The 17,168-nt window shown below is 60.9% G+C and carries 17 protein-coding genes and 1 tRNA gene; 5 read left to right on the forward strand and 13 right to left on the reverse strand.

The features are described 5' to 3' along the window. From ACTIEZ_RS06175 to ACTIEZ_RS06185, 3 genes are all read left to right on the forward strand, one after another. Window positions 1-449: IS66 family transposase (locus ACTIEZ_RS06175; protein ID WP_439545789.1), on the forward strand; the 449-nt coding region annotated here is incomplete at its 5' end. A gap of 73 nt (window positions 450-522) precedes the next feature. Then, a complete protein-coding gene (locus tag ACTIEZ_RS06180) occupies window positions 523-2,157 on the forward strand; it encodes a hypothetical protein (RefSeq protein ID WP_439545790.1) in 1,635 nt (544 codons plus the stop codon). A 212-nt stretch (window positions 2,158-2,369) separates the two neighbouring features. Further along, the gene (locus tag ACTIEZ_RS06185; RefSeq protein ID WP_439545791.1) at window positions 2,370-3,788 is read left to right on the forward strand and encodes a hypothetical protein; all 1,419 of its coding nucleotides are present in this window, start codon (window positions 2,370-2,372) and stop codon (window positions 3,786-3,788) included. Window positions 3,789-4,032: 244 nt separating this feature from the next. Here the strand turns inward: ACTIEZ_RS06185 and ACTIEZ_RS06190 are convergent, their stop codons facing one another. From ACTIEZ_RS06190 to nth, 12 genes are all read right to left on the reverse strand, one after another. Next, window positions 4,033-4,824, reverse strand: coding sequence for a PP2C family protein-serine/threonine phosphatase (locus tag ACTIEZ_RS06190; protein WP_439545792.1), 792 nt, complete (start codon window positions 4,822-4,824; stop codon window positions 4,033-4,035). A 70-nt stretch (window positions 4,825-4,894) separates the two neighbouring features. Continuing rightward, window positions 4,895-5,248, reverse strand: coding sequence for a DUF2958 domain-containing protein (locus ACTIEZ_RS06195; protein WP_439545793.1), 354 nt, complete (start codon window positions 5,246-5,248; stop codon window positions 4,895-4,897). 1 nt (window position 5,249) lies between these two features. Beyond that, window positions 5,250-6,317 carry a PGN_0703 family putative restriction endonuclease gene (locus ACTIEZ_RS06200; protein ID WP_439545794.1) on the reverse strand — a complete coding sequence of 356 codons (1,068 nt, stop codon included), beginning with the start codon at window positions 6,315-6,317 and terminating at the stop codon, window positions 5,250-5,252. A gap of 267 nt (window positions 6,318-6,584) precedes the next feature. Continuing rightward, on the reverse strand, window positions 6,585-8,525 hold the full coding sequence (locus ACTIEZ_RS06205; RefSeq protein ID WP_439545795.1) for an efflux RND transporter periplasmic adaptor subunit: 1,941 nt from the start codon (window positions 8,523-8,525) through the stop codon (window positions 6,585-6,587). Beyond that, a complete protein-coding gene (locus ACTIEZ_RS06210) occupies window positions 8,522-9,697 on the reverse strand; it encodes an ATP-dependent DNA helicase (RefSeq protein ID WP_439545796.1) in 1,176 nt (391 codons plus the stop codon). The genes ACTIEZ_RS06205 and ACTIEZ_RS06210 overlap by 4 nt, the downstream gene beginning before the upstream one ends. Next, window positions 9,694-10,740, reverse strand: coding sequence for a replication initiator protein A (locus tag ACTIEZ_RS06215; protein ID WP_439545797.1), 1,047 nt, complete (start codon window positions 10,738-10,740; stop codon window positions 9,694-9,696). The genes ACTIEZ_RS06210 and ACTIEZ_RS06215 overlap by 4 nt, the downstream gene beginning before the upstream one ends. 85 nt (window positions 10,741-10,825) lie before the next feature. Further along, window positions 10,826-12,043, reverse strand: coding sequence for a bifunctional DNA primase/polymerase (locus ACTIEZ_RS06220; protein ID WP_439545798.1), 1,218 nt, complete (start codon window positions 12,041-12,043; stop codon window positions 10,826-10,828). After that, window positions 12,043-12,288 (reverse strand): helix-turn-helix domain-containing protein, encoded by a 246-nt coding sequence (locus ACTIEZ_RS06225; protein ID WP_439545799.1) that lies wholly within the window; start codon window positions 12,286-12,288, stop codon window positions 12,043-12,045. The genes ACTIEZ_RS06220 and ACTIEZ_RS06225 overlap by 1 nt, the downstream gene beginning before the upstream one ends. Before the next feature lie 147 nt (window positions 12,289-12,435). Next, complete coding sequence (locus ACTIEZ_RS06230) at window positions 12,436-13,227, reverse strand: hypothetical protein (protein WP_439545800.1); 792 nt, start codon at window positions 13,225-13,227, stop codon at window positions 12,436-12,438. A 288-nt stretch (window positions 13,228-13,515) separates the two neighbouring features. Next, window positions 13,516-13,592 (reverse strand) — tRNA-Arg (locus tag ACTIEZ_RS06235). Between the two features lie 46 nt (window positions 13,593-13,638). Next, the gene (locus tag ACTIEZ_RS06240) at window positions 13,639-14,004 is read right to left on the reverse strand and encodes a hypothetical protein (protein WP_439545801.1); all 366 of its coding nucleotides are present in this window, start codon (window positions 14,002-14,004) and stop codon (window positions 13,639-13,641) included. 36 nt (window positions 14,005-14,040) lie between these two features. Then, on the reverse strand, window positions 14,041-14,688 hold the full coding sequence (nth, locus tag ACTIEZ_RS06245) for an endonuclease III (RefSeq protein WP_439545961.1): 648 nt from the start codon (window positions 14,686-14,688) through the stop codon (window positions 14,041-14,043). 85 nt (window positions 14,689-14,773) lie between these two features. Here nth and ACTIEZ_RS06250 point away from each other — a divergent pair, with 85 nt between their 5' ends. Continuing rightward, window positions 14,774-15,256, forward strand: coding sequence for a DUF2244 domain-containing protein (locus ACTIEZ_RS06250; protein ID WP_439545802.1), 483 nt, complete (start codon window positions 14,774-14,776; stop codon window positions 15,254-15,256). Here the strand turns inward: ACTIEZ_RS06250 and dapB are convergent. Next, entirely contained in the window at window positions 15,214-16,047 is an 834-nt protein-coding gene (gene dapB / locus ACTIEZ_RS06255) for a 4-hydroxy-tetrahydrodipicolinate reductase (RefSeq protein WP_439545803.1), read from the reverse strand. The genes ACTIEZ_RS06250 and dapB overlap by 43 nt on opposite strands. Before the next feature lie 93 nt (window positions 16,048-16,140). On the opposite strand from dapB, the gene ACTIEZ_RS06260 reads away from it, so the two are divergent. Continuing rightward, the gene (locus ACTIEZ_RS06260) at window positions 16,141-16,863 is read left to right on the forward strand and encodes an NAD-dependent deacylase (RefSeq protein ID WP_439545804.1); all 723 of its coding nucleotides are present in this window, start codon (window positions 16,141-16,143) and stop codon (window positions 16,861-16,863) included. Window positions 16,864-17,168: the final 305 nt, after the last annotated feature.

Raw genomic sequence — 17,168 nt, forward strand, 5'->3', positions numbered from 1 at the left:
CCATCGAGGACGGGATCCGCGGGCAGGACGCTGACCTCCGTCGCACTGTACGACAGGAGAAGAGCAAGCCGATCGTCGATGCGCTGTTCCGGCTGCTCAGTGCCCGGCTCCCGCTGCTCAGTACCAAGAGCAAGCTGGCCGAGGCCATCCGCTACGCCACCTCGCGTTGGACCGGCCTGACGCTGTTCCTCGAAGACGGCCGCGCCGAGCTTGACAGCAATACAGTGGAGCGGAGCATCAGGCCCATTGCCCTCAATCGCAAAAATGCGCTGTTCGCCGGATCCGACGACGGCGGCGACAACTGGGCCATCATCGCCAGCCTCATCGAAACCGCCAAGCTGAACCAGGTCGACCCGCTCGCCTGGATGACCAACACCCTCGAGCGCCTCGCAAGCGGACACTCCAGCCAGGAGCTCGCTCAACTCATGCCGTGGAACTTCAAGCCCTGAAGGGCCCCGGCACACCGCTTACGAAGAAGGCGCACTTGCAGCAGAGGTTGCGACTGACCGGCTAGGCCTACTGATGCGGATTGCTATCAACGAGCTCGACCTCGATTTTGAGGGAGTTCATCTTCAAGCTGCGCCTAACGAGGCGGATCGCGAACGAGCCTATATTATGCGCATCGGGGTAATGCGCATCATCAAGTTAGCCATGGAGGCACACCCCCAGTTTGACGTGCCTGCAATCACAATCCGGCGGGATCTCAGATATTCGAGTCCCGTCCTGTCCTTAATCGCCAGAGCGGGGACCATCGAGCATGGTCGGCGCGTAGCGCAGAGGCTCTCAGCCATTGGCGGTTGCATCGAAAGGTTGGAGAACAGGTTTCGAATCTGTCTTCCCTCAACGCTGCCCGATCTCGAGATACACGAGCGTCATCTAGAGCGTTTCTATGTGGAAAATTATCTCGCTTTCATATCGGATAGATATGAGGTCATAGTCCAAGAGAATGTTGGAGATAATATTGGAAGACTTCTTAATGATCTCGTCTACCCGTTCGCAACACACTTCATCGGCTATGATGCCGACCCCACGCTCGATGAGTACTTTTTCGGTCACGCACTTACCGAAATTATGCTCGCAAAGGGCTACGACACGTTCCACTTCTCGACGACCTTTGGCGGAGTGACGTTTTCGACCTTCAAACTTGCAGCGGCCTTCATTGTATCGATTGGGATGAAGCATCGGGCCTTCGTGCGTGCGCTGATGCAAAAGGTGCCTTCGATCCGGATTGAGGATGTACTCACTGTATCGGTCGAGACCTCTAGATTTCTGGAGGGGCTGCGCGACTTCCTCAATGAGTACGGTCAACAGTTCGAAGGCCACGTACCGGTCACGGACGCAAATGTCCGAAGCATATTCGACGTACTTTCGGTCAGCCGACGCAATTTGGCCCTGCTCGACCGACCAGGCGCTCCAATACCTCCGCTGATCCAGTGTTCTGATAGCCATGTCATCCGACCGCTGGTCGGCTCAACAAGCGACGGGGTGATGCTCTTCTTGTTGACCTCACTGCAGCAACGCTTCTCGAAGGAATATGACCGAGCGCAGCGGGCGCGGGAAGGCGTCATGCAGCGAGCCGTGGAAAAGGCGATTTGTGAAGCGCTGCCCTCACTGGAGTTCCGCGGAAACATAAAGCTACGGCAGGGTCGCAAAATGTTGACGGACCTCGATCTAGTGATTGTTGAGCCGTTGTCAGAGCGTGTCGTGTTAGTGCAGCTCAAGCATCAGGACCCCTACGGCGCTGACCTCGCCACAATGCTTTCGCGAACTGGTCGGCTCAATCAACAGGTCGCCGAATGGCTTCGCAAGGTGCGATCGTGGCTCGCCACTTCGAGCCCCTCCGAGGTTCGAGCGACCCTCCGCCTCCCTTCCGGAACAGCGAGGCCCAAGGTCAGTCTGCTAGTTTTGGCCCGACATTACGCGCACTCGCTGCGCAACGTGGTTGACCAAAATGATGCAACGTTCGCGAACTGGAACCAGCTTGTAACTGCAACCGCACGACTGCAGGAGCGCGGAACTAGCGCACAGGGATTGGATGATCTCCTAAATGAGCTGAAGGAGCTGAGTGTTCCGGAGCAGATTGAGTATCTGCCGGAGCCGGCCAGTGACTGGGGAGTTGGAAACCTTAGCTTCACCATCGAGCAGGAGGGGAATTGAATCCAAGATCGGTTAGATGATTGCGCGGGATAGCTCGCGTCGATCAGGCATGGGACCCGGTGGACGTTATGAAGGTTGCATAGTTATGCTTCCGTTAAGCGCCTCGGCTACAAGATGCAGATTTCAAGAGCAGCATAACCTTGCGTTTGAAAAGGAGAAGGGTTTTGGGGGAGGCAAAGGCGAAGCAGAAAGCTAGGCGCGAACGTGAAGAATTGAGCAAGCCGATCTCGCAGGCGCGTTTCAACCTTTTGGCCATCGGGACTCGCATGTCGCCGGCCCCTTATCTTTATGAGGAGATTGCATACTGGGCCGATCTCGATGAACGAGTAATTGGTGTCATCGCTCGTGACAACACTGATGGCGACTACTACTGGTCTCTTCTGGCGCGCGACCGGAATGGACGTTTTCGATCGGTTGACGTAGAGGCAAGTCTTCGCTCCATTCCTTATGCGACGGTCGGCCTTCGAGAGCGCATTGCCAAAGCGGTGACCGATGACGACCTTGCACTGTTGGGCACGCACGGAGACGAAACTAACCATGCGACCGACCTGCTCGCGGTCCTTCCCGGCGTCAAGGACGAGGACCTGCACCCAAACTTCAAGTTCCTGTTAGAAACACCTGGTCGCGCGCCGGCTCGCGTGGTGTTCAAGGAACTTGGTCCCTGGCTTGCGCCGAGTGACCCGCACTTCGTGAAGGAATTCCAAACCAAGCACTTCGATCAGAGGCTGTGGGAAATCTACCTTTGGGCTACATTACGTGAATTGGGTTATGATGTGACCCAGCCGGAGGCACCAGATTTCCATGTTTCCTCGCCGCGGGGCGAGTTTACTGTCGAGGCGACCACCTGCGCACCCTCTGAAGGCGGCGTTCTAGCAGACCATCCCGATCCGCGGACGCCTGACGAGATGAGGGCCTTTCTGGCCGATTACATGCCGATGAAGTTTGGCGGCGCGTTGACAGGCAAACTGAAAAAGAAGAACGCGCAAGGCGAGAGTTACTGGGAGCGCCGGCCTGGCGCCGGTAAGCCGTTCGTGATCGCAATCGCGGATTTCCACAAGCCTGGCGGAGACGGCAACATAGGCTCAATGACATACACTCAAGAAGCCCTATGGCACTACCTCTACGGACACCGGATCGAATGGGAGTTCGTTGACGGCAAGCTCTCTATCCGGACTACAAAGCTCGACAAGCACATTTACAAGGAGAAGGCTATCGAGACCGGCTTCTTCGATCTCGAGGGCGCCGAGAACATCTCAGCCGTCGTCTTCTCAAACGCAGGCACGCTAGCGAAGTTCGACCGCATGGGGGTCGACGCCGGGTTCGCACCTGCTGATCATCGCTATTACCGCGTCGGCTTCCGGCTGGACCCAGATCCCAACGCAGTGATCGGGCAAATATTCAGTGAGGAGGTGACCGCCGAAAATGGGGAGCGCTGGTCGGACGAACTTCAGATCTTCCACAACCCACGGGCTAGGTTTCCGCTCGCGCTCGACGCCTTCGCTGGAGCTACCCAGCACCGGTTCGAGGACAAGCAGCACGTATCCTATTCCTCAGGACAGCCCGTTCTCAGCTCATACACAATGATTTTCAGACTAGTTGGCGGTGAGGAGTTGGATCGGGCTATAGTCTGACAGTGCTCCGGTACAATTGCGAGCTTTCCGCTACTTTTACCGAACTAGGTAATTACCCAGCCGAGGCTTGCACGGCGCAGGCCTTGAGTGTCGATAAGAAAATGGGTGAAGCCTTGCATCGTACAAGAGGGCGTCGGCTCCGAAGCCATAGCAACGCCGCATCAGTTGGTCTGAGCAGTGAAGCGACCCTTCACGAGCCGAATATCTTGCGCTCATCGTCACAGCAGGACCTTTTCTGCAGCTATCACCGGCCAGTAACTTCTAACAGCGCGAGGGTGACATCATCGAGGCCGCCTCCATCGAGTGCTGCCTGCAACAACAATGAGGCGCGGTCTGGTTCATCCGAACCAATAATCGCAGCAATCTCCTCGTCCGCGACCATATCAGTGAGGCCGTCGCTGCACAGCAACAACTTTGCACCGTCTGGCAGCCGCACCGTTCGAACATGGGGATTGATCTGCCTTGCCCCATAAAGGCCTCCCAAACACTGGGTCAGCGTATGGCCATCAACCGCTTGGTCTTCGCTGAGCTGCTCAAGCCGTCCATCCTCGAACAGGTAAACACGGCAATCTCCGACATTAAACACCAAAGCCCGGTCGCGCTGCAGGACGGCGCCGGCGATGGTGGTCCCCATACCCCTCAGCTCTGAGTAGCGATCCATTGTGTCGAAGAGGCCGTTGCTGGCCGCCGTGAGCGCCTGCGCAACTGCGTCCCGGTCAGTCAGCATCGACATGACTGGTCTCAGGAGTTCAACCACAAGCCGGCTGGCAACCTCGCCACCCGCATGCCCGCCGATGCCATCGGCCACGAGCGCCCAGCCGCCGCTTAAAAGCAGAGAGCCGGTCCAGCCGGTCGGAGGAATGTCGGTGACGGCAGAAACCGCAATGGCATCCTCGTTGTTCTCCCGCACCAATCCGCGATGCGTGATGGTGGAGCAGCGCGCATATCCTGGCTGCATGGGGCTTCTCCAATGAAGGCTATCGCAACTGCTCAGTTCGCCCATGCCCATGCTGTCCGAGCAGACAAACGGTGGCATTCACCTAGACATGAACAGGTGGCACGGCCTGATGCATCACGACAGCAGGGCATCCGCCCCACCGTTCAGACTAGGCAATCACCCGCCCCTGCGCCCGTGCCGCTGCGGCATAGGCTGACAGAGGCTGATTGGCCGTGAAATAAAGGTCCCGCTCGACCGGCAACCCGAACGGGCCGCGCAGCTGGCCCAGTTCGCTCAGCCGAACGGAACCCAACTCGGGCATGCCGAGGCCCAGGTCGCACAGGCCGAACGCGAGGTCTTCGTCGTCCGGGTCGATCTCGGTCAGGAGCCAGGTGGCGTTGGCGTCGGGGGTGAACAACTTGACGACCGGCGGCGGGTCGATGGTGTCCCCGCCAGCGGTGCTGTGACCGTTGGCGAGGAGCTGGTCGAAGGCGGCGGCGTCGATGAAGTGAGGCCGGTCCATGTCAGGCAGCCTTCGGCTTGGCGGCGTTATCATTGGCGGCTTTGGGCGTCGGCTTGGGCCAGGTCGGCCCCTTGGCCCGGATCGCCGCCTGCACAACCTCGTGCACCTTGCCCCAGTCCAAGTAGCGCTCATGAAGGGCGGCAGCGTGGTCGTGGGCACCGGCCCAGCCGTAGGCCTCCACCAACTGCTCGAGGTGGACGTTGACGAACGGCACCTGGCCCTTGATCAGCGGGTTGAGGAAGCTGGCATAAAGCGTGGCGCTGTTCTGAACGAGATGGTTGAGGCGCGGCGCCAGCAAGACGAAGTAGGCCTCGGTATAGTCGCCGCGGATGACGGCGGCTTGCGCCAGCAGGTGCTCGCGGAACAGCTGCTGCATCGGGTTAACCCTCAGGGCGGCGTGGTCGGGTTCCCGGTACAGGCCCGAGGCGTGGGCGAGGTCGGTGTAACGGGGGTTGAGTTCGGGCGGCGCGGGCTCGGTGCCGGTCTCCGAATACTTGACCTCGAAGCCCACGAAGCCGGTCTGGCCATTGCTGGTCTCATAGACGAAGGCGACGTCGAAGGCGCTGCGGTCCCCGGTCAGGGTCGGGTCCTGGCGCCCGGGGGAATGTTCGAACAGCACCTCACGAACGGCCTTCAGATCGATGCCCGGAATGATGGCCCGCAGCACCTGGGCGGCGAGGTCGAGGTCCTGCCGCAGTGGCCCGAAGGCATTGAACGCGAGCGGCATGGAAGACAGCAGATTGCAGAACAGCCGGTTCTGGTCGATCAGCGCGTTGCGTTCCTGGTAGGCGATTTCGAAGCGTGCCAGCTCGGCGATGGCCGGGGTAAGGAAGTTGCGGCCTTCCGCACCGGCGGCGGTCGAGAGCAGCGAACCGATGGTGCGCTTGCGCCCCGACCTCGGGATGTAGGAACCGATGGGCAGGTTCTGGCGCTGGCGCCACAGGCTCTGCAGCAGGCGGGCGCAGGAACGGAAGCGGTTGTCGAACTGCTCGGCGGCGCGGTGCTTGGCCAGAACGGCGGCCGGGATGATCGGCAGGGTGGTGATGGGATGGTCGTCGAACGGGATCATCGATATTCCTCTTTGGCCGCCCGCGAATGGGCGGGGCACAGAGGAATTCATTCAGGCGCAGCAATTGCTTACATGAATTTCAAAGAATGCAGCGGGGTGTTCGTTTGCTCTCTTGGTGCTGCAAGGGAGAGAGTGGAGGAAGGGGTAAGGGCAGTGGGGGGATTGAGAGTGAAGGGATAGGGTAGAGAAGAAAGGGTTGATCTATATGGCGCCACAGCACAGCGGTTCACCGGCGCGATAAGCGCCAACTCCTCCAGCGATGGGCTGTCATTCATCCAGCCCGGACTCCCAGTACAGCGGCTCAGGCCGCCAGAGGCCAAGCAGGATCGCGCTCAACCGCTTGGACTGCAGTGCCAGCACATTGAGGTTGCGAACCACCCGGTGACCCTCAGACAAGCCACGGAGGATCTCAATCCGCCCATCATGATGCCTTCCGACCTGCACCGTCTGTGGTGTGACTTTGAAGCCTTCATCGATGAGCACTTCACGCGTGCGACAGAGGGTTGTGACGCAATCTTCAGGCACGGTGATGACAGATCGACGCTTCGCTGGAGCGGTCATGAAAATCCGGACCGTCTTGCTCCCCAGCAGGCCGGGAGGCGTGACGGGGAACTCGATGCGGCACTGAACGCGGCCTTGCTTGCGGGAAACGTCGATCAGCGAAAGCTCGCGGATCGCCGACATGCTCGAGTGACCGGTGTCGGAATCGGGCAGATAGACGTCCACCACATTGCCAAACTCGGCGCGCGTGTCCTCGTCTAGTTCGAGGCACAGTGCCGTCCAGTGAAGCGGGCGCGCTTGCGCCAATGCCGCGTCCTTGGCCACCACTTGACCCGTCGCGACGTCCATCTCCGCAATCCTGCAGGGAGCAAGGGCCCGCAGAGAGAGCACACCCCTTGGACAGTCGCCCTTTTCAAGGTGGGAGATGTCTTCGCTTGTCATGCCCAGCCGCACCAGCGCCCTGCGTGCACGCTGGGCCTCTGCTGTGCGCTGGCTGGCGATCGCGCGGAGGAAACGATCGTGAACCGCCCGCACCTGTTCGCCCTCAATCCTGCAATAGGGCTCACCGGTGGCAAGCGCTCGATCGGTGACATTGGATAGCCAAGTGACCTTGCCGCCGATCGGGGCCGCCAACGTGATGGGGGCGGCATTCGAGCCAAGCACCTTCACATGCGCTGTAAAATAGGCTTGCGGCGTAAACTGCGTTTGCGAGACATGGTGGTGCTGAATTCCGAACCGCTGCCTGGTGTATTCGGAGATGGCGATGGAGGCCCGGCGAATGCCATCATGCGCCTCGGCAGCCAGCGGAGGCGGCGGGGGCAGCGGCCGTCGTACCGGAGTGGTCGGGGCAACCTTGGCGGCCGGCATTTCAGCGCGTGGTGGCGGTGGACCGAACTTCGCCGCATCCTCATGGCGATCGTGCTTTCGCAACAGCTGGCGAAGTGCCTCGCCTCGCGGCACGGAGGCATGCCGCCAATCCGACAGATCCAGTTGAGGCATGCCGACCATGACCAAATGCCGGCTGGGCGGCTGGCGCACGAGAAACTTAATCCGCACAGGAACCCCCATGGGGACATCCTCGCTCCAATCCATCACTCCTATCTCGACATCGGCAGTCTCGTCGTGCTTTTTCACCGCGTCCACAACGGCATCGAATACTTTGCCATTGCCCCTAAACTTGACTGGCGCGCCAATCGCTGGCGCGTCTGCCAGAGGCACTGTGACCCGGATCACCTTGCGCCAAGCAATCGAAAAAACAGCTTCATCCTGTTCGATCTCGTCCCCAGGTTGAGGCAGATCGATGATGATCCCGGACCACGGAGTACGGACGTCCAAAGTTTCAAGTGGCCGGCGGGTTCTTCGGATCCGCCTGAAATCTCGTTCAGTGAGGCCAAAGTCTTGCAACCTGAGACCGACGTGCTTCTCTTCGGAGGTGAAAATTAGTCCACTGCCCATCTCTTTACCTAGCAGCCGATAAAGGTAAATTGTCTGCAATTGCATGGCTAAAGGGCACGTCAGGGTAGCGATCACAGAACCCTTCTGGACGAGTGTCTCCTGATCCACATGAACCTGCATCACAGTGCTGTAGCCACGCGCAATCATGGATTGGACATTGACGCGATCGATTTCGACTATCCCGCTGGCTTCGACAATCCGGGATGGGTGCGTCTCCTCGACGATCCGCAAAGGGCCGATGGAAGAGGTCATCGCGCGATGGTCACACAATTGGAGGCCCGGCTGACGGCCGTGTAGAACCAGCGTTGCGCGTCCTCGCCCATGCACTCGGCTTCATCGATCAGCAGAATGTGGGGCCATTGCGAGCCCTGGGCCATGTGAACGGTGATGGCATAGGCGTATTCGAACTTGTCTCGCGGTCGCTTCTGGTTCGTCGCTGGCTCACCGCTTGGTTCGATGAAGTCGGCGACATCGAGCGTCACCTGTGTTGGTTCGGCTGCCGGCTCGCCAGCCTCTGCGTCCTCGTCCACAATTGAGAAGCTGACCTTGTCGTCCTTGACCCTGGATGGAGAGACGACGCGCCAGGTGGTGCCGTTCCAGAAACCGCGACCGGCATTGTTGCGGCGGCATACCAGCTTGTCACCCAACACCGGCCATGGCTCGTCGTGTCCCAGGAGCTGCCGAATGCGCGAATTGAAATGGCGGCGTGTCGCGTTGCGTCCAACCAGGATCTGATCGGCGCCCTGGATGTCATCGAGGGTAATCTGGGACGGCCGAATGATGCGCGAGGTCCCGTACGACCCATAGTCTCCTCGCCACCCCGTACGAGCGTTGCGCGTCAGTTCGAAGAGCAGAGTGTTGGCGTCCTGGCGGTGGACTGATTTCAGGGTGAAATCAGGTAGCCCCGTGGTGAAATAGCCCGCTCCGGTTGGCGGCGGCAGCTGCATGGGATCCCCGACAACGAGCACTGGCGTGTCATAGCCAAGGATGGTCCGACCCAGCTTGTGGTCGACCATCGAGCATTCATCGATGACCAGCAGGCCTGCGTCCTTGATGATGGAATCAGGGTTGGGCTCGAAGCCAACCAGCACCTTGCCTGCGCCTCTATCTTCAATGATGGGCTTCATCACGAGGGAGTGCAGGGTCTTGGCGCCGTCGCAGCCCTTCTGACGCAAGACGCTGGCGGCCTTGCCGGTGAAGGCGCCAAACAACACCAAGCGTTGACGCTGGCGCGTACGCAGTTCCCTCATGATCGTGGTCTTGCCGGTCCCTGCTGGGCCATTCAGCCGAAAGACCTGCTGGCGCGGCTTGGATCCCGGCGGGCCCAGCCAGGCCAGAATGGCGTTGATGGCAGCATGCTGCTCGGGAATCAGCGGCAGAGCTGGGGTGCGGGCAGCCATCGCATCGAGAATGAAGTTGCTCATGCACCGTGGCCTTGCGGAGCATGGGAGGGCCACAGCGAAGTCTCGCCAGACAGATCGACCTCCAAGATCGGGCTCTCCTTGGGCGGTTCCGGGTCAATTTCGAGGCCAATGTCTAGGACGATGACGCCGGCGCCAGGGCTGGATTCGCTGCGGCCATTGCCAAACCAAGATGCGCCATTCGTGAAGCCGATCTCCATGCGCGGTCCTCTGCCGATACAGCACATGGTGAAGTCAGGCAGTCGCTGGGAGCGCTCCAGCTTGGAGAGCGCCGCTCGGAACTTCCGCGGCTCATCTGAGGACCCGGAACGGTCGTAAGCCTCCCAGTAGGACATCCTGCGCTCGGAGCCGTTCAGGCGACCAAGCATGGCCTTCGCATAGGAATAGAGACGCCGCTGGAGCGGTGGTAACGCAAAGGCGTCGGGTGAGATATGCACGATCCGCTGTCGGATCACCTCGTCGGCAAGCCACGGGTCCAGGTGGACCCTGACCTCGCCAGGTCCGAGAGGCTCGATGCTCCGGAGAAGCTGGAAGCGCTTTGGCGGCGCGTCCGTGCCCGGCTGCGCGATCTCTACAGTGGTGTTGGAGCACGCCTGGAGCGCGGTACGAAGCCAGCGGTATTGGGTGCCGCCTTCCTGTCGGCGGATGAACTGCAAGATATCTCCCAACCGGGCGTCGAGGTAGGCTGGCAGCTCCATGTCCAGATTCTTGCGGCGCGTGAGTTCCGACGTCGCCCAAACGATCGTGTCTGTCTGTGAGCGGGTGGCTACTGGGGCGGCTGGGTCAACGGCATCCACACAGACCTGAACGCGACTGCGCTGGTCTCGCCCATTGAAAACCGGTAAGGTGGAACCACTGGAGAGCGGCACGATCGGGAGCCGCAAGGAAAGCACGGGTTCCCGCGCATCATGCCAGGGATCCAATGGCCGGCTGAGAGACCGCTGGCGAAACCGTTCCACTCGTGCATCGCGGCATTCCAGCGTCTCAATGTCTGCCATTTGGCCCGTTGTGGCGGCATTCCGGCGACGGCTGTTGTCAAACCGCATGACTATTCTCCGTTTTACTTTTTTGAAAAAGGAAGGGGTCCACACCCCCCTAACCTGTTCTGGGTGGTCATTTTGACCACCCGGTTCACGAGCCGAGGCGGATCGATGCCTTGGTGGCATTGGGGACATACAGCGTGAGACCATCGCGGCCCGGGCACGGACCAGCGGTCCAGAAGCCTGCTTTGACCAACAGCTCGCGCGCAGCTTGGACGGTCCGCTCATGCACATCACAGTCCAAGGCCAGGCGGCGCGTAGTGGTGAAGCATCCGCCGGCGCTACCAATGTAGCCAAGCATGCAGTGAGACACCTTGACGGCTGACCTGGGCAGGGTGCCTTCCGCGCAGGCCGCGTTAATGACGTCGGCAAACAATTGCTTGCGGGCCGGCGTCCATTCGAAGGCCGCGCCGATGGCAGTCTGCGTTGGGATCAAGCGCGATTCCCCGCGACTGATCACCCTCTTGGCCTTCTCAAGGGCGTGTTTGAGATCCCAAAGCTCACCATCGCGCGTCCGGGGGCGCTTCAGCTCTGCTCGGAGACTGAACTCCGCAAAGGCTTGCTCGGCCAGTTGGTCAGGATCGCGCTCGCCGCGACGAAAGCGCTCTTCGACGATTGAGAACAGCAGGCGATCCCGGAGGTCGCGGACAAGCTCTTGCGGGCCAAGCGCGTCGCCAGGGGAATGGCCGAGTTCGTTACCCGGAAGTGCAAGCGCAAGACCGGGAAGAGGTGCGGGGCCGTTGGGGCGAAGCACGCGGGCGACTTTCGCGAGAAGCTTGTCCACCTGGACCTGCGTCACCAACGGCAAATCGCAGCGGCGCGTGTTCAGTGGCGAACGGTCAGGCCAATCATAGGGCTGCCCGGTCTGGGGATGGGTGTTGAACGCAACGGAGAAGCGGCCCTCGCCGAGAGCATCGAACCCAGGAAGACTCCGCGATTTGATCGGCGTATTGCGGCAGTACCATAGCTGGCGCTTGGGCCGGCAGCCAAACCGCTTGAGCGGGGTGTGTCCCAACTCAGATTTTACGAGGGCTTCAATTGCGTCGGCCTGTGCAGGATCAAGCTCATCGATATCGGCGATGAACAGGCCAAAGGCTGCAATCCCCAGCCCGTGGCCGCCATACTGATGAAGCCAGCGTTCGATGTCATTGTGGCTGGGGATCTCAGTGCACGCCCGCTGCCATTTGTAGAGTATCGGGCGCTTTTCGCCAGCCTTCACCGGCACCGGGGAATAGCCATTCTCCACCACCGGCCAGATCGTCTGGGCAAGCGTGACGGGCGTGTCATGGGTCAAGGACGTCCTCGACATCACGGGCGCTCCTGGACCGGCGTGCCAGAGGCTGAGGTGCTCTCGCGCATGCAGCGCTCAACCCATGCCTCAATGTCGACTCGGCGGTAGAGGACACGCCCTCCGATCTTGGAGAATGCGCATCCAGTCCCGAGCATACGGTGCCGTTCAAGGGTGCGGGGCGAAATGTGGAGGCGGCGAGCGACCTCCTTTGATGTCAGGTACTCGGATAGCGCAAACGAAACTGGCGGCGGCTGGACGGTCATTCTCGACTCCTTCGCGATGCTGAGTGCATCTGGCGAAGGGGCTAGATTCGACTGTCAGTGGCCGAAACGGGCAAAGGTCGATTACCAGCTCCTGGAAGGTAATCGACCTTACAAATTAAGTTTTAAAATCAGCATGTTACCTGTAGTTCAGTCTGCTTTAGGTGGGTGTCTGAGTTTGGAGGTTCCTTGATCATCCTTGTTGGATCGGACGCCACCTTTCAAGAGCTCCTCGTCCATAAGAAGTGAAGCCATCTGGCCAATACGGGTTTTTTTGATTTTCAAACCGGTTTCCATATTTTTTAAAAACCACTCTTCAATCAGGCCCTTTGTAATAGAACGGTCGTTCTTCCTAATAGGTATTTCAGAAACTGCTCGTACCATAAGTGCAAGCTCGGCGGTCCAATCAAGTGTCCGTTCTTCATTGCGAACTTTCATCTTGGTCAGAACAACTGCTGCCGCGTGGGCTTCGACAATCAATATACCTGGGATATGACTTCCCGGCTCAACGGCTAACCTCGGATGATTGCAGATAGCACTTTCCCAAAAAGCGGCGCTCCGCCAGCGAGAACGACAGACGGTTAGGGTTTCTCCCTCAAGCGTAATCAGAGATGCAGCGACCTGGCCATCAGCCAAACGTTTTCTGCAGACCTCCTCAGCGCGCTGCACTGGATCCGATGGGCCTTCAGACACCTCATTGGCATCCTCAGAGTCCGACTGAGCTTCAGAGCCATCTGCCAAAGCCCCTGCAATCGCCCGGGAGTGCGCGACATCCTTCGCGGCTTGAATTGCGCTCTCAATCCAGCCCCTGAACGTGACATATGTATCGGGAATCAGCGGGCCAGGCATAGAAATTCCAAGTGAGCCGGTGGTCGCGACATTTACAGCGATGCTATCTGGTCCATCCTCGCTGCCACCATCGTTCAGTTCAATTCCGGACACGCAAATTCTCCACCTTTAGCCGACCCGATCGTGGACCAGGTTCGCCAATAAGCCTTAGTAGACCCACACCTATAAATGTTGCTGTCGTGGAAGTCCAAAGCGAGCTGTCCAACTCGCGGGCGCCTGGCGATCCCCGTGGTCCGATTCGGACGGGATACCCGCGGATTTCGCCGAGCGGTCGCACTGCCGCTATGAAATCTGGCTACAGTTCGCATAGGAGCAAGCTGTAGCCCGGCTGTAGCTTAAGGAAAGTGGACCCTATAGGGTAAGGACTAAGTCATTGAAAAATGGCGCACCCGACAGGATTCGAACCTGTGACCTCTGCCTTCGGAGGGCAGCGCTCTATCCAGCTGAGCTACGGGTGCTGATTTGCGCGTGTTAGCAGTGGTTGCTGCCAGAGGCCAGTGAGATTCACTTGGGTTTTGGCGGGGGTGTGGGTTGGCGTTGGAATTCGCCCAGGCCGCAACGGGCGCCGAGGGGTTGGCCGCCGGTTTGGAGGACCACGCTGATCAGATCCTGCCTGCACAATTGGCTGATCGAGGTCTGGTAGGAAAAGGCGCGTTCGATCCCCAGTTGCGCGCAGCGGAAGGGCAGGTTGTTGCGCCACACGCTGCCATCGCGCAGCACGAAATCGATGGTGCTGTCGTTGCGCACGATTGTCTGGCGCAGGTTGCCAAGTTGCAGGCAGTTTCGGGTCTCCGGTTCTGTTGCAGGCTCGGCGGCCATGGCCGGCGCGGCCAGCAGAAACATCACGGCAGCAAGAGCGGATCTGGCCATGTCGTACATCATTCTCTAAGCGGGGTGAACGGCTGCTTAACCTGTTTCTGGCGCCGTCGCCTTGTCGCGGAAATGGCAAAGCTGCGCCACGCTGCAGGCGGGGCATTTCGGGCTGCGGGCCGTGCAGGTATAGCGGCCGTGCAGGATCAGCCAGTGGTGGGCATGGCGGCGCCAGGGCGGCTTCACCCGTTTCATGATGCCGTTTTCCACCAAAAGTGGCGTCTTGCCCGGCGCCAGACCGGTGCGGTTGGCGACGCGGAATACATGGGTATCGACCGCGCAGGTTTCCTGCCCGAACAATACGCTCACCACCACGTTGGCGGTCTTGCGGCCAACACCGGGCAGAGTTTCCAGCACGTCGCGACTGTCGGGCACTTCGCCGCCAAACTCCGCGACCAGGCGCTGCGACAGGGCAATCACGTTCTTCGCCTTGGCATTGAACAGGCCGATGGTGCGGATATGGCTTTTGAGGCCGTCTTCGCCCAGATCGATCATCTGCTGCGGGGTGTGCACGGTCTCGAACAGGCGCCTGGTGGCCTTGTTCACGCCCACGTCGGTCGCCTGTGCCGACAGCACGACCGCCACCAGCAATTGATAGCCATTGCTGTAGGCCAGTTCGGTCACTGGTTCGGGATTGGCGGCAGCCAGCGTTTCGAAGAACTGGGTGATTTCCACTGCGGTCATTTGCCGGCGTGCGAGCTTGGTCATGCGACGTTGGATGCCGGCAAAAGCCATGGCGCGTAAAGGGGCTGCGGCGTAAAGCCGATGCGTGTTGCTCGATCTTACCCTCCGGCCGAATCGATCTTTGTCACGTGACCATGCCCGCTGGCTGGTGCTGGCGGTGGGTGGCTTGTTCCTGCTGGGCAGCATCCGCTTTCTGGTGCTGGGCATGTGGCCGGTGATCCCGTTCATGATTGCCGATGTCGCGCTGCTGGCCTGGGCGCTGCGCAGCAATTTCCGATCGGGTGGCAATCATGAGCGGCTGGTGCTGGCGCAGGATCAGCTCACCCTGACGCGTGTTTCGCCATGGGGCGAAACGCGTGTGGTGACCTTCGAGCCCTGGTATACCCAGGTGCAGATCGAGGAGACGCCACTGGGCGATGCGCTGCTGTTTCTGGCCACCCATGGCCGCCGCGTGGTGGTGGGCGGTTTTCTGTCTCCCCCCGAACGCCGCGAAGTCGGCGCGGTGATCCGCGAAGCGCTGGCGCGTTACCGCAACGGGGACAGGCCGAGCACGTCGGCCATGGCGTAACGCCCGGCAGGCTTGCCCGCCAGCCACTGCGCGGCCTTGAGGGCGCCGCGGGCAAAGATCGCCCGGTTTTCGGCGCGGTGCCACAATTCGATGCGTTCGCCCTCCGTGGCCAGCAGCACCATGTGATCACCCGCCGCACTGCCGCCGCGCAGCGAGGCAAAGCCGATCCGGCCTTCTGCCCGTTCGCCGGTGATGCCATCGCGGCCGCGGTCGCTGTGGCTGGCCAGATCGATCCCACGCCCGGCCGCCGCTGCTTCACCAAGCGCCAGCGCGGTGCCGGATGGCGCATCGACCTTCAGGCGGTGGTGCAGTTCGGTGATTTCGATATCCCAATCCGACCCCAGCGCCCGCGCCGCCTGTTCCACCAACCGTGCCAGCAGTGTGACGCCCAGGCTGGTGTTGGCGGCCTGCAGCACCGGGATATTGCGGGATGCCGCATCGATGGCGGCGTGATGGCCTGGCTCCAGCCCGGTGGTGCCGATCAGCAGCGCACAGCGGCTGTCCTGCGCGGCCTCCAACGACACCGCCAGCGCGGCCGGTGCCGAAAAATCGATCAACACATCGCAGCCGCGCGCCACCGGGCCGATGTTGGAACAGATGGTCAGGGTTTGATCATGGCCGGGGCCGGCGGGGCTGCCACAGCTTGGGTGGCCGGCACGTTCGATGGCGCCGGCCAGCACCAGCGGTGGCTGCCCGGCGGGGGCGGACCAGTCGGCCAATTGGGCGATGATCGCCTGGCCCATGCGGCCGCCGGCGCCCAAAATGCCGATCTTGATTGCTCTACTGCCCATGGCGGCACCTTGGCGCGGCGGCCGGATTGGCGCAACCGCTGGCTTTGCCGGCGGCGGCTGGCAAGGCGCACGGGCCGCGCTATGGTGCGCGGCATGAACAGGCCCCGCAACATCGTCATCCTCACCGGCGCCGGGGTTTCGGCCGAATCGGGCGTGCCGACCTTTCGCGCCGCCGATGGCCTGTGGGAAGGGCATCGCGTGGAGGATGTCGCCACCCCGGAAGCCTTCCGCCGCAATCCGACGCTGGTGCAGCAATTCTATGACGATCGCCGCGCCTTTCTCGGGCAGGTGGTGCCCAACGCGGCGCATCTCGCGCTGGCGCGGCTGGATGCGCACTGGCCCAAGGGCGATGGGGGCGGTCTGCTGCTGGTCACCCAGAATGTCGATGATCTGCACGATCGGGCCGGGTCCAGGCGGTTGGTTCACATGCATGGCGAACTACTGAGCGCGCTGTGCGTGGCCTGCGGGGTGGCCAATCGCTTCACGGGCCGGCTGCTGGATTACCCGCCCTGCCCGGCCTGCGGACGCCCCGGCGGCAGCCTGCGGCCCGATATCGTGTGGTTCGGCGAGATGCCCTATCACATGGATCGGATCACGACGGCGATTGCGCGCTGCGATCTGTTCGTGTCCATCGGCACATCGGGTGCGGTCTATCCGGCGGCGGGTTTCGTGCAATGGGCACGCGAAGCGGGCGCGGCCACGCTGGAGCTGAACCTGGAGCCATCGGCCGGCACGCCGATGTTCGACGAAGCCCGCCACGGCCCCGCCGGGGTGCTGGTGCCTTTGTGGGTGGAGGACATTTTGGCTGGGCGGTGAAGTAAGGAAGGCCTCCGGCGGGCAGGGCCTGAGGCCCTGCACCCACTTTCGTTTTCGGGCGGCCCTTGCGGGGCGCTTTGTGCTGATCTGAGAAAGAGCGAATTCCGGCCGAAGTGGCAGGCGATGTGGCAGACGCGAACCGGTCCGCGCCAGTTTGGACAGCTTGGACGAATGCGGCGGGATTGCGCGTTGAATTCATTTGCTCTTTCAAAATTTACGCATTTTTTCTCTGCGCCAGATCAGCGAACAGCAGCATGATGACAGGCTTTGCCCGTGTAGGACAGGGCAGCCACTCCCACACGTCG

This window comes from Sandarakinorhabdus sp. (assembly GCF_051860625.1).
Classification (GTDB): domain Bacteria; phylum Pseudomonadota; class Alphaproteobacteria; order Sphingomonadales; family Sphingomonadaceae; genus Sandarakinorhabdus.

Coding starts and splice junctions, on each gene's coding strand:
- ACTIEZ_RS06220 (WP_439545798.1), bottom strand. CDS start 12,043: ATGTCGAGGACGTCCTTGACCCATGACACGCCCGTCACGCTTGCCCAG.
- ACTIEZ_RS06190 (WP_439545792.1), bottom strand. CDS start 4,824: ATGCCACCGTTTGTCTGCTCGGACAGCATGGGCATGGGCGAACTGAGC.
- ACTIEZ_RS06180 (WP_439545790.1), top strand. CDS start 523: ATGCGGATTGCTATCAACGAGCTCGACCTCGATTTTGAGGGAGTTCAT.
- ACTIEZ_RS06215 (WP_439545797.1), bottom strand. CDS start 10,740: ATGCGGTTTGACAACAGCCGTCGCCGGAATGCCGCCACAACGGGCCAA.
- ACTIEZ_RS06225 (WP_439545799.1), bottom strand. CDS start 12,288: ATGACCGTCCAGCCGCCGCCAGTTTCGTTTGCGCTATCCGAGTACCTG.
- ACTIEZ_RS06195 (WP_439545793.1), bottom strand. CDS start 5,248: ATGGACCGGCCTCACTTCATCGACGCCGCCGCCTTCGACCAGCTCCTC.
- nth (WP_439545961.1), bottom strand. CDS start 14,688: ATGACCGCAGTGGAAATCACCCAGTTCTTCGAAACGCTGGCTGCCGCC.
- ACTIEZ_RS06260 (WP_439545804.1), top strand. CDS start 16,141: ATGAACAGGCCCCGCAACATCGTCATCCTCACCGGCGCCGGGGTTTCG.
- ACTIEZ_RS06205 (WP_439545795.1), bottom strand. CDS start 8,525: ATGACCTCTTCCATCGGCCCTTTGCGGATCGTCGAGGAGACGCACCCA.
- ACTIEZ_RS06200 (WP_439545794.1), bottom strand. CDS start 6,317: ATGATCCCGTTCGACGACCATCCCATCACCACCCTGCCGATCATCCCG.
- ACTIEZ_RS06210 (WP_439545796.1), bottom strand. CDS start 9,697: ATGAGCAACTTCATTCTCGATGCGATGGCTGCCCGCACCCCAGCTCTG.
- dapB (WP_439545803.1), bottom strand. CDS start 16,047: ATGGGCAGTAGAGCAATCAAGATCGGCATTTTGGGCGCCGGCGGCCGC.
- ACTIEZ_RS06240 (WP_439545801.1), bottom strand. CDS start 14,004: ATGGCCAGATCCGCTCTTGCTGCCGTGATGTTTCTGCTGGCCGCGCCG.